Below are 13,990 nucleotides of genomic sequence, written 5' to 3' on the forward strand. Positions count from 1 at the left end.
GGCGGTTGCCATTGCACTGTGGGAGGGACTTCAGTCCCGACGGGCTTTCCCCGGGAAGGCCCGTCGGGGCTGAAGCCCCTCCCACAAAAAACGACCCCTCTGTTTTTTGCCGGATCGCTTGGCAGCGGTTTGGCTCCGGGCGAGAGCAAGAGGTGCCGGGACTTGGGGCCCGGGATGTCCCGCGGGTGCGCGGCGGTTGCCATTGCACTGTGGGAGGGACTTCAGTCCCGACGGGCTTTCCCCGGGAAGGCCCGTCGGGGCTGAAGCCCCTCCCACAAAAAACGACCACTCTGTTTTTTTTGCCGGATCGCTTGGCAGCGATTTGGCTTCGGACGCCGATGCTGCCGTCCCGGGTCCCGGGTCCCGGGTCCCGGGTCCCGGGTCCCGGGTCCCGGGCTGTGGCCCCACCCGCTATACTCGACGGTTACGCATCACCGACCGGCGCCTCCTGCGCCGGCGCTTCGGACCGAGGAATGAGCAGGCTGTTTAGAGACGTCGAGGGCGGGACCCTGTTCCCGCAGGGAAGCGTGGTCTGCATCGGCGCCTTCGATGGCCTGCACCTGGGCCACCGCGCGCTGGTGCGGCAGGCGATCGCGCGTGCGCGCGTCGCGGACGTGCCGGCGGTGGCGCTGAGCTTCGAGCCGCTGCCGCGGGAGTTCTTCGCCCCGGCCGCGCCGCCGCCGCGGCTGACCCTGGCCCGGGCCAAGGTGCAGGGCCTGCACCGGCTCGGCATCGACAGCGTCGGCCTGCTGCGCTTCGATCGGCGCATGGCGTCGATGAGCGCGGAGGACTTCGTGCAGCGCGTGCTGGTCGAGCGCCTTCGCGCGCGCGAAGTCTGGATCGGCCCGGCGTTCCGCTTCGGCCACAAGCGCGGCGGCGACATCGCGTTGCTGCGCGCACTGGGCGGCCAGTACGGCTTCGCCGCCGACGAGATCGCGCCGGTGCACCTGCGCGAGGAACGCATCTCCAGCACCCGCATCCGCGAGCTGCTGGTGGCCGGGGAGTTCGCCCATGCGGCGGAACTGCTCGGCCGCCCGTACGCGATCGGCGGCCGCGTGGTGCGCGGCAAGCAGCTCGGGCGCACGCTCGGCTATCCCACCGCCAACCTGCGCTTCGCCCGCACCCCGGCGCTGTCCGGCATCTATTCCACCTGGGTGCACGGGGTGGCGGCGCAGCCGTGGCCGTCGGTGTCCAGCTTCGGCACCCGCCCGACCGTGCAGGGCGTGGAGCCGCTGCTGGAGGCGCATCTGTTCGATTTCCAGGGCGATCTGTACGGTCGCCACATCGAGGTGGAGTTCGTCGCCAAGCTGCGCGACGAGGAAACCTTTGCCGATCTGCCGGCGCTGACCGCGCAGATGCACCGCGACGCCGCGCTGGCGCGGCAACTGCTCGCCGCGCCAGCCGCCACGGGCCTGCCGCCCGTGTCCGCCGCCCCGCGCGCGGACCTCCCCCTGAAGACCACCGACCGGTAACTGCCCGTGACCCAGGACTACAAAGCCACCCTCCACCTGCCGGCGACCGAGTTCCCGATGCGCGGCGACCTGCCCAAGCGCGAGCCGGACATCCTGGCGCGCTGGGAGAACGAGGGCCTGTACACGAAGCTGCGCGACAACGCCCAGGGCCGGCCGCTGTTCGTGCTGCACGACGGCCCGCCGTATGCCAACGGCGCGATCCACCTGGGGCATGCGGTCAACAAAATCCTCAAAGACATCATCGTCAAGTCCAAGTACCTGTCCGGCTTCGATGCGCCGTACATCCCGGGCTGGGACTGCCATGGCCTGCCGATCGAGATCGCGATCGAGAAGAAGTTCGGCAAGGTCGGGGTCAAGCTGGACGCGGTGCAGTTCCGGCAGAAGTGCCGCGAATACGCCAACGAACAGATCGACATCCAGCGCCGCGACTTCAAGCGCTTGGGCGTGATCGGCGACTGGGACAACCCGTACCGCACGCTGGACTTCCATTTCGAGGCCAACGAGATCCGCGCGCTGGCCAGGATCGTCGAGAACGGCCACCTGACCCGCGGCGTCAAGCCGGTGCACTGGTGCTTCGACTGCGGCTCGGCGTTGGCCGAGGCCGAGATCGAGTACGCCGACAAGCAGTCGCCGACGGTGGACGTGGCCTACACGGCCCGCGACGGCGCGGCGCTGGCCGCCGCGTTCGGCGCGACCCTGCCGGAAGGCGCCGAAGTGGCCGTGCCGATCTGGACCACCACGCCGTGGACGCTGCCGGCCTCGCTGGCGGTGTCGCTGGGGCCGGAGCTGGTCTATGCGCTGGTCGAAGGCCCGGCCCGCGACGGCCGCCGCCGCTGGCTGGTGCTGGCCGACGCGCTGGCCGAGCGCGCGCTGCAGCGCTACGGCGTCGATGAGGTGGTGGTGCACGGCCGCGTCGCCGGCGCGGCGCTGGAACACCAGGTGCTGGTGCATCCCTTTGCTCTAAAGGGGAATGCTTATGCCGAGCGCGACGTGCCGGTGATCCTCGGCGACCACGTCTCCGACACCGACGGCACCGGCGCGGTGCACACCGCGCCCGGTCACGGTCAGGAGGACTACGCGGCGGTCAAGCCGTACGGGCTGCTGGAGCGCTACGGCGCCGCGCAGATCAACCCGGTGGATGCGCGTGGCGTGTACCTGCCGTCGACCCCCGCGGTCGATGGCACCGAACTGGCCGGGCTGCACATCTGGAAGGCCAACGACGTCATCGCCGACCTGCTGGCCGCGCGCGGGCTGCTGCTGGCGCGCGCGAGCATGGTCCACAGCTACCCGCATTGCTGGCGGCACAAGACCCCGATCGCGTTCCGCGCCACGCCGCAGTGGTTCATCTCGATGGAGCAGGCCAACCTGCGCGCCGACGCGCTCAAGGCGATCGAGGGCGTGCACTGGTACCCGGCCTGGGGCCAGGCGCGCATCGCCGGCATGGTCGCCGGGCGCCCGGACTGGACGATCTCGCGCCAGCGCACCTGGGGCGTGCCGATCGCGCTGTTCGTGCACCGCGAGACCGGCGAGCCGCACCCGCGCAGCACCGAACTGATGCGCCAGGTCGCCGACCGGGTCGAGGAGGGCGGGGTGGACGTGTGGTACACGCTCGACGCCGCCGACCTGCTCGGCGAGGAGACCGCCGACTACGACAAGATCACCGACATCCTCGATGTCTGGTTCGATTCCGGCGTCACCCACGAGGCGGTGCTGACCGAGCGCGGCCTGCCCAAGCCGGCCGACCTGTACCTGGAAGGGTCCGACCAGCACCGCGGCTGGTTCCAGTCCTCGCTGCTGACCGGCGTGGCGCTGGACCACGCCGCGCCGTACCGGCAGTGCCTGACCCACGGCTTCACCGTGGACGAGCACGGCCGCAAGATGTCCAAGTCGCTGGGCAACGGCATCGAGCCGCAGGACATCATGAAGACGCTGGGCGCGGACATCCTGCGCCTGTGGATCGCCTCGGCCGACTACAGCAACGAGATGTCGCTGTCGCAGGAGATCCTCAAGCGCAATGCCGATGCCTACCGGCGCCTGCGCAACACCGCACGCTTCCTGCTCGGCAACCTGCACGGCTTCAACCCGGCCGTGCACCTGCGGCCGTTGCCGGAGCTGGTGGCGCTGGACCGCTGGATCGTGCACCGCGCCTACGAGGTGCAGGAGCAGATCAAGGCCGCCTACGCGCGCTACGACTTCGCCGCCATCGTGCAGGCGCTGCTGAACTTCTGCAGCGTGGACCTGGGCTCGCTGTACCTGGACGTGACCAAGGACCGGCTGTACACGATGGCCGAGGACTCGCTCGGCCGGCGTTCGGCGCAGACCGCGATGTTCCATGTGGCCGAGGCCTTCGTGCGCTGGATCGCGCCGATCCTGAGCTTCACCGCCGACGAGCTGTGGGGCTACCTGCCGGGCGCGCACCTGGGCAACGTGCTGTTCGCGACCTGGTACGAAGGCCTGGCGCCGCTGCCGGACGACGCGGCGCTGAGCGCGGCCGACTTCGAGCAGTTGCTGGCGCTGCGCGAGCAGGTGGCCAAGGTGCTGGAGCCGATGCGCGGCAACGGCGTGATCGGCGCGGCGCTGGAGGCGGAGATCACCGTCGCCGCCGACGCCGCCACCGCGGCGAAGCTGCAGCCGCTGCAGGAGGAACTGCGCTTCCTGTTCATCAGCGGCGACGTGGTGGTGCGCGAGGCCAGCACCGACGAGATCTTCGTCAGCGCCCAGGCCACCGAGAAGCCCAAGTGCGTGCGTTGTTGGCACTACCGCGCCGACGTCGGCGCCGACCCGGCACACCCGGAACTGTGCGGCCGCTGCGTCAGCAACATCGAAGGGCCGGGCGAGGAGCGCCACTGGTTCTGAGTTTCGTCCCCGGCAGCGCGGTCTGCGCGTCGCCGGGGTCAGCGGCGGCGCCGTGGCTGCGGCGCCGGCCGTCCCTTCTTTCATCCTTCGCCCAAGGCGGACTTCCCGCATGACCGCACGACCCAACCCCTCCGCCCTGATCTGGCTGCTGCTGTCGGCCGTGGTGATCGGCCTGGACCAGTGGAGCAAGGCCTGGGTGCTGTCCAGCCTGCCCGAGTTCACCGCGGTGCCGGTGATTCCCGGCTTCTGGAACTGGTACCGGACCTACAACACCGGTGCGGCGTTCAGTTTCCTGAGCCAGGCCGGCGGCTGGCAGCTGTGGTTCTTCACCGCGCTGGCGGTGGGCATCAGCGGCCTGCTGGCCTGGTGGCTGGCGCGCACGCCGCGCGGCGAGTGGCGCAGCGCGCTGCCGTACGCGCTGGTGATCGGCGGGGCGATCGGCAACGTGATCGACCGGCTGATGCATGGCCACGTGGTCGATTTCATCCAGTGGTACGTGGGCGAGCACTACTGGCCCTCGTTCAACATCGCCGACTCGGCGATCGTCGCCGGTGCCATCGGCATTGCCCTGTTTGGCGTGTTCGACGGCAAGGCGAAGCGAAAAGCGGGATAATCGGTGCCACTCTCCCTGTCGAAGCGCCTGGCCCCCCGCGGCCGGCGGATCTAGTTATGGATGTCCTGCTCGCCAACCCCCGCGGCTTCTGCGCCGGCGTCGATCGCGCGATCGAGATCGTCAAGCGGGCCATCGAAACCCTGGGCGCGCCGATCTACGTGCGCCACGAGGTGGTGCACAACCGCTTCGTGGTCGACGACCTCAAGCAGCGCGGCGCGATCTTCGTCGAGGAACTGGACGAGGTGCCCGACGGCAACACGGTGATCTTCAGTGCCCACGGCGTGGCCCAGGCGGTGCGCCAGGAAGCCGAGCGGCGCGGCTTGAAGGTGTTCGACGCGACCTGCCCGCTGGTGACCAAGGTGCATTTCGAGGTCGCCCGGCACTGCCGCGCCGGCCGCGACGTTGTGCTGATCGGCCACGCCGGCCATCCCGAGGTGGAAGGCACGATGGGGCAGTGGGACCGCGAGTGCGGCACCGGCCGCATCTACCTGGTCGAGGACATCGAACAGGTCGCCACGCTGGACGTGAAGCAGCCGGAGAACCTGGCCTACACCACCCAGACCACGCTGTCGGTGGACGATACCCGCGGCATCATCGAGGCGCTGCGCGCGCGCTACCCGGCGATGCAGGGGCCGAAGAACGACGACATCTGCTACGCCACCCAGAACCGTCAGGACGCGGTGCGCGACCTGGCCAAGGAGTGCGACCTGGTGCTGGTGGTCGGCTCGCCGAACAGCTCCAATTCCAACCGGCTCAGCGAGCTGGCGCGGCGCGACGGCGTGGAGTCCTACCTGATCGACGGCGCCGACGAGATCGATCCGGCGTGGATCGCCGGCAAGCGCCGCGTCGGCCTGACCGCCGGTGCCTCGGCGCCGCAGGTGCTGGTGGACGGGGTGATCGCGCGGCTGCGCGAACTCGGCGCTGACGGCGTGTCCGAACTGGCGGGCGAGCCGGAATCGATGGTGTTCGCCCTGCCCAAGGAACTGCGGCTGCGCCTGGTCGACTAACAGGCGTGTCTGACAGGCGCGTCTGATCGGGTGTTCCTGCAATGGAGTTGCTGGAGCTTTCGTCGCGATCTAGGAACTGCTCCCGCCTTCCCGGCAAGCCGGTCGAGGCTGACGGGCACCGCAACGATTCGCTTTCGCCACGATCAAGCCTGATGCAGATCGTCCTGTAGGAGCGGCTTCAGCCGCGACGGGGCATTCTCGGTAACGCCCGTCGCGGCTGAAGCCGCTCCTACGGGCAGCGCGATGTGCGGCGATAGCGGATTAGAGGTGCGTCAAGCCGCTCCTGCACGTGAGCCCAAGGCGTCCTTGCGGCGATGCCGGAATCGCACATCTTGCGTCCAGCGCTCGGCCGCGCCGCCGATGCCGTGATTCAGTGGCGCTGCATGCGGCGCGGCCGTCCCTGCGCATCGAAGTCGATGCCCACGGTGACGCGATCGCCTTGCACGCCGTCCGGCATCCAGCGCAGGCGCCCGTGCCGGCCGATCAGCACGTACACGTGATCCACTTTTTTCGGTTCGGCCTGCAGCGCCTCGCCCTGTTCCTTCAGGGCCGTGGCCACCCGGTAAGCGCCCTCGAAATCGATGTCCTGCAGAGCGGCGGTGTCGGTGGCCGGCTTGAGGAACGGCCCGAACATGCGCGGATTGACCGGCGCGTCCTTGTGCCAGCCCTCGTCGTGGAAGCTGTATTCGTCCACGTGGTCCGGCTGTGCGGGGTCCAGCAGCTCGAGTCCGATGCGGTTGTCGTAGAAATGCACGGCATGGAACACGCGCAGGTCGTGGCCCTGCAGGGCGGGCAGGTCCGCCAGCGCCTGCCGCGCCGCGCGCAGCCGCTCGGGGTCGAACAGCAGGTTGCCTCGTGGTGCCGGCGTCGGCTCCGCGTCGGTGTCGGCAGCAGGGGCGGCCGGGGACGCCGCCAGCGACTGCGGCTTGGAGGGGGCCCGCAGGGCCGCTGCCGGGTCCGTCGCCTGCAGGCGCGGTCCCGCCTGCAGGGTGGCGCGGATGGTGTCCCAGGCGCCGCCGGCGAAGGCGAGGCCGCCGAGCAGCAGCACCACGCCGGCGAAGACCACTGGGGTAGGCGGTGTTTTCATGGCAGCTCCAGGTCGGCGCGGGTGGGGTGTTGCGGGTCGTACAGCACCGACACCGTGTCGCGCGGCAGTTGCCCGACGTCGATCAGCGACACGAACTTTCGCATCGTCGCCTCGTGCTTGTTGCCCGACGCGTCCTCGAACGCCACGCGGAACTCCACCTGCGGCTGCTCGTTGAGGGTGGTGCCGGTCTGGCGCACGTCTAGCACCCGTGCACGCGCGCGCAGGCCGCGGTACTTCAGGGTCTCGTCGGTGGCGTTGCGGCGGATCACGCGCAGGATCACGCGCAGCGCCAGCACGTAGCCGTTGAGCACCAGCGCACTCATCAGCAGCGGGTGGTTGAAGGACAGAAAGGTCCAGCCCAGCCCGCGGTTCTGCAGGCGCCAGGCCACGACGTAGGCCGCGCCAACCAGGGCCACCAGCAGCACCGCGCCGGCCGCGCGTCGCCACAGGCTGGCGCGGTCCAGGGCCGGCTCGGCGTCCTCCAGCACCAGGTTCGGGGTGGCGCCCGGCGTCGTGCTCAGCCGCAGCGGCACGCTGCGCCCGCTCTCGAAACGGCGTTGCGCCGGCTTGCGGTCCACGATCACCAGCGTGTCGCGGATGGGCGTGCCGGACAGGTTGTCGAAGGCCAGGGTCAGCGACAGCTGAGGCCATCCTTTCACTTCGACCCCGGTCGGGGCAGCGCGTTCGATCAGCGCCTCGCGGCGCACGCCGTGGGCGAGGAGGTTGCGCACGCGTTGCAGTGCGCGCCCGGGCATCAGCAGCAGCGTGTCCAGGTAGGCGTAGAGCAGGTGCAGCCACAGGCCCAACGACAGCGCCAGCAGGGTCAGCGCCCACCCGGGCGAACTGGGCTGGGCCAGCACGCGTGGCCAGTCGCTGGCGAAATAGAGGATGCAGGGGAAGGGGATGGCGAAAAACAGCAGAAACGCGAGCCAGAACCAAGCGAACAACTTCACGATGAGCGGGGGATGCGTACGGCGGGGGCGGGAGGGTAACCCATCGATTGCGGCGCTCGCGCGAAGGCCCGGGCAGCGATTGACCCCGGCCCGGGCCGACGCCTAGAATTGCCAGTTCCGCCGGAATAGCTCAGTCGGTAGAGCGGCGCATTCGTAATGCGTAGGTCGCAGGTTCGACTCCTGTTTCCGGCACCAGTTGCACCCAGAAGGCAGCCGCGAGGCTGCCTTCCTGGTTTCTGCGATGGCCGTTTCTGCGACGCAGGTCCGTGCGTGCGGCGGCCTGCGACGTCGTGTCGCAGCCGGGTGCGGCAATGTGTCGCACATAAAAACGCGGCCTGGCGCCCGCCCGGGCTTGTCAATGACTTCCGGAGTTGCGGCACGGCAGCATAAAATGCGTCGTTGATCGCGCATGCCGGCCCGGATGCCGCGGCGGACGCGGGACAGCCCTCTCCACGGCCCCCGCTCCAGCTCCCGCGCGGTTCGCATCCCCTACGCAATTGGATCGTTCGATGATTCCGTTGAAACAACTCCGGCGCTCGCTGCGCTCCGGTCTGTCGCTCCTGCCTGTGCTGTTGCTGGCCGGCTGCGACGCGGCCATCCTCAACCCCAAGGGTCAGATCGGTCACGACGAGAAGACGCTGCTGATCACCTCGGTGGTGCTGATGCTGCTGGTGGTGATCCCGGTCATCGTGATGACCCTGGCCTTCGCCTGGCGCTACCGCGCTTCCAACACCAAGGCCCGCTACGAGCCGAACTGGTCGCACTCCACCGCGATCGAGGTGGTGGTGTGGTCGATTCCGTGCATGATCATCCTGGTCCTGGCGGTGCTGACCTGGCGCTCCTCGCATGCGCTGGATCCGTACAAGCCGCTGGATTCGGACGTCAAGCCGATCACCATCGAGGCGGTGGCGCTGGACTGGAAGTGGATGTTCATCTATCCGGAGCAGGGCATCGCCACGGTCAACGAGATCGCGTTCCCGGTCGACACGCCGCTGAACTTCAAGATCACCTCCGACACGGTGATGAACTCGTTCTTCATCCCGCACCTGGGCACGCAGATCTACGCGATGGCCGGCATGGAGACCAAGCTGCACCTGATCGCCAACGAGCCGGGCGAGATGTTCGGCCTGTCGGCGAACTACAGCGGCCACGGCTTCTCGAAGATGGGCTTCGCCGCGCATGCCACCGACCGCGCCGGCTTCGACGCGTGGGTGGCCAAGGTCAAGGCGTCGCAGAAGAGCCTGGACCAGGCCGAGTTCCAGGTGCTGGCGGCCAACCGCAACGACAAGGCCGCCTACCCGGTGACGTACTACGCCTCGGTGCAGGACGGTCTGTTCAAGTCGTTGATCGACAAATACATGATGGGCAAGGGCCACAAGATGGAAGGCCACGACGCTCATCCGGCATCGGCTGCTGAGCCGGTCGCCATGTGCACTTCTGGAGACAAGTGATGCTAGGCAAACTCACGCTCGAGGCGGTTCCGTACCACGAGCCGATCATCATGGCGGCCCTCGGCGGCGCCGGACTGCTCGGCCTGCTGGTGGTGGCCGCGGTCACCAAGTACAAGCTGTGGGGCTACCTCTGGAAGGAGTGGTTCACCTCGGTCGACCACAAGCGCATCGGCGTCATGTACATCGTGGTGGCGCTGGTCATGCTGCTGCGCGGCTTCGCCGACGCGGCGATGATGCGCACCCAGCAGGCGATCGCGCACGGCGGCAACGAGGGCATCTTCCCGCCGCACCACTACGATCAGATCTTCACCGCGCACGGCGTGATCATGATCTTCTTCATGGCCATGCCGTTCATGACCGGCCTGTTGAACCTGATCGTGCCGCTGCAGATCGGCGCGCGCGACGTGGCGTTCCCGTTCCTGAACTCGCTGAGCTTCTGGCTGTTCGTGGCCGGCGCGGCGCTGGTCAACATCTCGCTGGGCGTGGGCGAGTTCGCGCAGACCGGCTGGCTGGCCTACCCGCCGCTGTCCGGGCTGGAATACAGTCCAGGCGTCGGTGTCGACTACTACATCTGGGCGTTGCAGATATCAGGCCTGGGCACATTGCTCACCGGCATCAACTTCTTCGTGACGATCATGCGCATGCGTGCGCCGGGCATGACCCTGATGCGCATGCCGATCTTCACCTGGACCGCGCTGATCACCAACATCCTGATCATCGCCGCGTTCCCGATCCTGACCGTGGCGCTGGCGCTGCTGGGTGCGGACCGCTACCTGGGCACGCACTTCTTCACCAATGACGGTGGCGGCAACGCCATGATGTACGTCAACCTGATCTGGATCTGGGGCCACCCGGAGGTCTACATCCTGATCCTGCCGGCGTTCGGCATCTTCTCCGAGCTGATCGCCACCTTCAGCCGCAAGCGCCTGTTCGGCTACACCTCGATGGTGTACGCGACCTCGTGCATCGGCGTGCTGTCGTTCATCGTGTGGCTGCACCACTTCTTCACCATGGGCTCGGGCGCCAACGTCAATGCCTTCTTCGGCATCACGACGATGATCATCTCGATCCCCACCGGCGTGAAGATCTTCAACTGGCTGTTCACCATGTTCCGCGGCCGCGTGCACATGACCGCGCCGGTGCTGTGGACCATCGGCTTCATCATCACCTTCGTCATCGGCGGCATGACCGGCGTGATGCTGGCGATCCCGGCGGTGGACTTCGTGCTGCACAACAGCCTGTTCCTGATCGCGCACTTCCATAACGTGATCATCGGCGGCGTGGTGTTCGGCTACCTGGCCGGCCTGACCTACTGGTTCCCGAAGGCGTTCGGCTTCAAGCTCAACGAGACGCTGGGCAAGGCCTCGTTCTGGTGCTGGATCATCGGCTTCTTCGTCGCCTTCATGCCGCTGTACGTGCTCGGCTTCATGGGCATGACCCGGCGCATGAACAGCTACAACCACCCGGAGTGGGCGCCGTGGCTGATGGTGGCCGCCGCGGGTGCGGCGATCATCGGTACCGGCATCTTCCTGAACCTGGTGCAGATCGGCTACAGCATCTGGAAGCGCAAGGACAACCTGGACCTGACCGGCGACCCGTGGGACGGCCGGACTCTGGAGTGGGCGACCTCCTCGCCGCCGCCGTTCTACAACTTCGCGGTGCTGCCGCACATCGACGACCGCGACCAGTTCTGGGAAGACAAGCTCAAGGGCAAGGGTTGGCCGCGTCCGGCCAAGTACGAACCGATCCACATGCCGCGCAACACGGCGGCGGGTTTCTGGATCGGCGCCTTCAGCATCGTCATGGGCTTCGGTCTGACCTGGCACATCTGGTGGATGGCGGTGATCGGCCTGGTCGGCATGATCGGCAGCTTCATCGCGCGCACCTTCGATGACGACATCGATTACTGGGTCCCGGCGGAGGAAGTGGAACGCATCGAGAACGCGCGTTTCGCCCTGCTGGAACAGCAACACGCGGCCAACGCCGCAAAGGCGGTCTGAACCATGGCTTCCACGACGCTCGATCCCCACGCCGCCCACGCGGGCGGCCACGACCACGACCACGAACACCATGACGCGGGCGGCAACACCGTCTTCGGGTTCTGGGTCTACCTGATGAGCGACTGCCTCATCTTCGCCGGCCTGTTCGCCACCTACGCGGTGCTGGCCGGCGCGACGGTGGACGGCCCGACCGCCAAGGAACTGTTCGACCTGAAGTTCGTGCTGGTGGAAACCTTCCTGCTGCTGTTCAGCAGCCTGGGCTTCGGCCTGGCGATGATCTCGGCGAACAAGCGCAGCATGGGCGGCCTGTACGGCTGGCTGGCGGTCACCGCGGCGCTGGGCCTGGGCTTCCTGGGCATGGAAATCTACGAGTTCCATCACCTGATCGAAGAGGGCGCCGGTCCCGGCCGCAGCGCGTTCCTGTCGGCCTTCTTCACCCTGGTCGGCACCCACGGTCTGCACGTGGCCTCGGGCCTGCTGTGGATGACCGTGCTGGTGATCCAGATCGCCAGGAACGGCCTGACCCCGCGCAACATGACCCGCCTGGCGTGCCTGAGCCTGTTCTGGCACTTCCTGGACGTGATCTGGATCGGCGTGTTCACCATCGTCTACCTGCTGGGAGCGCTGTAATGGCCAACCACCATCCTTCCTCCGATGCGCACGCCGAGCACGGCCATGGCGGCGGCCTGAAGTCCTACCTGGTCGGCTTCGTGCTGGCGGTGATCCTGACCGTGATCCCGTTCGGCATGGTGATGAGCGGGGCGTTCCCGCGCGGCGTCACCGTCATCGTCATCGCGGTGCTGGCCGCGGTGCAGATGCTGGTGCACCTGATCTACTTCCTGCACATGGACCGTTCGGCCGAACAGCGCTCCAACGTGCACGTGGGCCTGTTCTCGCTGCTGATCATCGGCATCGTGGTGGTCGGCTCGCTGTGGGTGATGCACAACCTCAACGTCAACATGATGCACTGAGCGGGCGTTCCTGCCGCGCAACGCAACGGGCCGCCAGGCGACTGGCGGCCCGTTGCGTTTGCGGCGAGCCGGTAGCGCTGGCAATGCCCGCGATCACGCCAGGCAGTGCGCCTCGGCGAGTTCGCACAACGGCAGCCAGGTCAGCACACCGTCGCCGTTACGGATCAGCAGGCCCAGTTGGCCGTGTTGCTGGAGTGGCTGGGCGTAGACCGGCGCGGGGCTGGGCGCGCCAACGTACGCCGAGGCCGACACCGGGAAGGCGCTGGCCAGCAGGGTCTGCGGCCGCGCCACGCGCAAGGTGGCGACCAGCCCGGCCGGATCGCCGTGTCGCAAGGCATGGCGGCATAGCGCCAGCAGGCAGGCATCGTCGTCGTGCGGATCGGCAGTCGCCGGCGCGGGGGCGTCCTCCATCGCCGCACGCGCGCGCTGCAACAGGCGCCGCAGGTGTTGGCGCGAGGCGCTTTCGCTGCGCGCCGACAACGCCGCCAGGTCGGCATGGCTGAAGTCGAAGGCCTCGGCGAGCAGCAGCATCGCCACGTCGCCGGCCGGCAGCGTGCGCACCAGCGTCGCCACAGCCTGCGCCACGTCCGCGCTGTGGAGGGCGTGGCGCACCGGTCCGTCCGGATTGTCGGTGACGGACAGCGCGTGTTCCTGTGCGATGCGCTCCAGCAGGACCCGGTGGCGGCCGCGGCGGCGCAGGCGGTCGATGCACAGATGGCGCAGCACGGTGGTCAGCCAGGCGTCGCGGCCGCTGGCCGGCAGCGGTCTCCGCACGGCGCGCAGATAGGCCTCCTGTACCAGGTCCTCGGCGTCCTCGCCCTGGCCGAGCCAGCGGTGTGCCAGGGCCAGCAACTGGCGGCGCAGCGCGTCGTCGCTGCTCGCCGCCTGCGCGTCGGTCGGGAATGTCACGTCGCGGCCCCGTCGTTCGTTGGGAGGGAAACCCACCATACATGGAGACAGGCCGATGCTGCGTTCCGACGAGACCTCCCCTGCCGCGCCCGCCGCGCAATCGCCGTCCGCCGCCTTCCTCGAGGAGAGGGCATTCCGCGCACGCACGTTGTTGCTGTTCGGCACCATCACCGACGCCAGCGCCTACCAGGCGGTGCGCCAGCTGTTGGTGCTGGATGCCGAATCCGATGCGCCGATCGCGATGATCGTGTCCTCGCCGGGCGGCCATCTCGAATCCGGCGACGCCATCCACGATGCGCTGCGCTTCATTTCCGCACCGGTCGACATGATCGGGTCGGGCTGGGTCGGCAGCGCGGCGACGCACGTGTTCCTGGGTGTGCCGCGCGAGCGCCGGGTGTGCCTGCCGCAGACCCGGTTCCTGATCCATCAGCCCAGCGGCGGCGCCGGCGGCCCGGCCAGCGACATCGCCATCCAGGCCAGCGAGATCCTCAAGGCGCGCGCCCGCATCGCGCGGGTCATCGCCCGCGAGACCGGCCAGCCGCTGGAGCGCGTTGAGGCCGACATCGAGCGCGACTGCTGGATGTCGGCGCAGGAGGCGATGGACTACGGCCTGGTGGCGCGCATCGTCGAGCGGCGCAGCCAACTGGCCGGGCGCTGAGCGCGCGAGCACG

The 13,990-nt window shown here is 68.4% G+C and carries 12 protein-coding genes and 1 tRNA gene; 10 read left to right on the top strand and 3 right to left on the bottom strand.

The features are described 5' to 3' along the window. Window positions 1–473: 473 nt before the first annotated feature. From GGR71_RS05435 to ispH, 4 genes are all read left to right on the top strand, one after another. Complete coding sequence (locus GGR71_RS05435) at window positions 474–1,472, top strand: bifunctional riboflavin kinase/FAD synthetase (RefSeq protein ID WP_160962978.1); 999 nt, start codon at window positions 474–476, stop codon at window positions 1,470–1,472. A gap of 6 nt (window positions 1,473–1,478) precedes the next feature. Further along, window positions 1,479–4,328 (top strand): isoleucine--tRNA ligase, encoded by a 2,850-nt coding sequence (ileS, locus tag GGR71_RS05440; RefSeq protein ID WP_160962976.1) that lies wholly within the window; start codon window positions 1,479–1,481, stop codon window positions 4,326–4,328. Between the two features lie 109 nt (window positions 4,329–4,437). After that, a complete protein-coding gene (lspA, locus tag GGR71_RS05445) occupies window positions 4,438–4,941 on the top strand; it encodes a signal peptidase II (RefSeq protein ID WP_048491460.1) in 504 nt (167 codons plus the stop codon). Between the two features lie 56 nt (window positions 4,942–4,997). Further along, entirely contained in the window at window positions 4,998–5,948 is a 951-nt protein-coding gene (gene ispH, locus GGR71_RS05450) for a 4-hydroxy-3-methylbut-2-enyl diphosphate reductase (protein WP_048491459.1), read from the top strand. Between the two features lie 370 nt (window positions 5,949–6,318). On the opposite strand, the gene GGR71_RS05455 is transcribed toward ispH, so the two are convergent. Continuing rightward, window positions 6,319–7,035 carry a hypothetical protein gene (locus GGR71_RS05455; RefSeq protein WP_160962974.1) on the bottom strand — a complete coding sequence of 239 codons (717 nt, stop codon included), beginning with the start codon at window positions 7,033–7,035 and terminating at the stop codon, window positions 6,319–6,321. Then, the gene (locus GGR71_RS05460; RefSeq protein WP_160962972.1) at window positions 7,032–7,988 is read right to left on the bottom strand and encodes a hypothetical protein; all 957 of its coding nucleotides are present in this window, start codon (window positions 7,986–7,988) and stop codon (window positions 7,032–7,034) included. Before GGR71_RS05460 ends, GGR71_RS05455 begins: the two co-directional genes overlap by 4 nt. A gap of 119 nt (window positions 7,989–8,107) precedes the next feature. Here GGR71_RS05460 and GGR71_RS05465 point away from each other — a divergent pair. The 5 genes from GGR71_RS05465 to cyoD all read left to right on the top strand — a co-directional run bounded on the left by GGR71_RS05465 (window position 8,108) and on the right by cyoD (window position 12,410). Further along, window positions 8,108–8,183 (top strand) — tRNA-Thr (locus tag GGR71_RS05465). Between the two features lie 314 nt (window positions 8,184–8,497). Continuing rightward, a complete protein-coding gene (cyoA, locus tag GGR71_RS05470; protein ID WP_160962970.1) occupies window positions 8,498–9,439 on the top strand; it encodes a ubiquinol oxidase subunit II in 942 nt (313 codons plus the stop codon). Beyond that, window positions 9,439–11,439, top strand: a complete 2,001-nt coding sequence (gene cyoB, locus GGR71_RS05475; RefSeq protein ID WP_160962968.1) for a cytochrome o ubiquinol oxidase subunit I — start codon at window positions 9,439–9,441, stop codon at window positions 11,437–11,439. The genes cyoA and cyoB overlap by 1 nt, the downstream gene beginning before the upstream one ends. A gap of 3 nt (window positions 11,440–11,442) precedes the next feature. Further along, complete coding sequence (gene cyoC / locus GGR71_RS05480; protein ID WP_160962966.1) at window positions 11,443–12,069, top strand: cytochrome o ubiquinol oxidase subunit III; 627 nt, start codon at window positions 11,443–11,445, stop codon at window positions 12,067–12,069. Further along, the gene (gene cyoD, locus GGR71_RS05485; RefSeq protein WP_160962964.1) at window positions 12,069–12,410 is read left to right on the top strand and encodes a cytochrome o ubiquinol oxidase subunit IV; all 342 of its coding nucleotides are present in this window, start codon (window positions 12,069–12,071) and stop codon (window positions 12,408–12,410) included. The genes cyoC and cyoD overlap by 1 nt, the downstream gene beginning before the upstream one ends. A gap of 93 nt (window positions 12,411–12,503) precedes the next feature. Here the strand turns inward: cyoD and GGR71_RS05490 are convergent, their stop codons facing one another. Further along, window positions 12,504–13,319 (bottom strand): RNA polymerase sigma factor, encoded by an 816-nt coding sequence (locus GGR71_RS05490; protein WP_343160851.1) that lies wholly within the window; start codon window positions 13,317–13,319, stop codon window positions 12,504–12,506. A gap of 55 nt (window positions 13,320–13,374) precedes the next feature. On the opposite strand from GGR71_RS05490, the gene GGR71_RS05495 reads away from it, so the two are divergent. Then, entirely contained in the window at window positions 13,375–13,977 is a 603-nt protein-coding gene (locus tag GGR71_RS05495) for an ATP-dependent Clp protease proteolytic subunit (protein WP_160962960.1), read from the top strand. The last annotated feature ends 13 nt before the right edge of the window (window positions 13,978–13,990 follow it).

The organism is Xanthomonas sp. F1 (assembly GCF_014199855.1).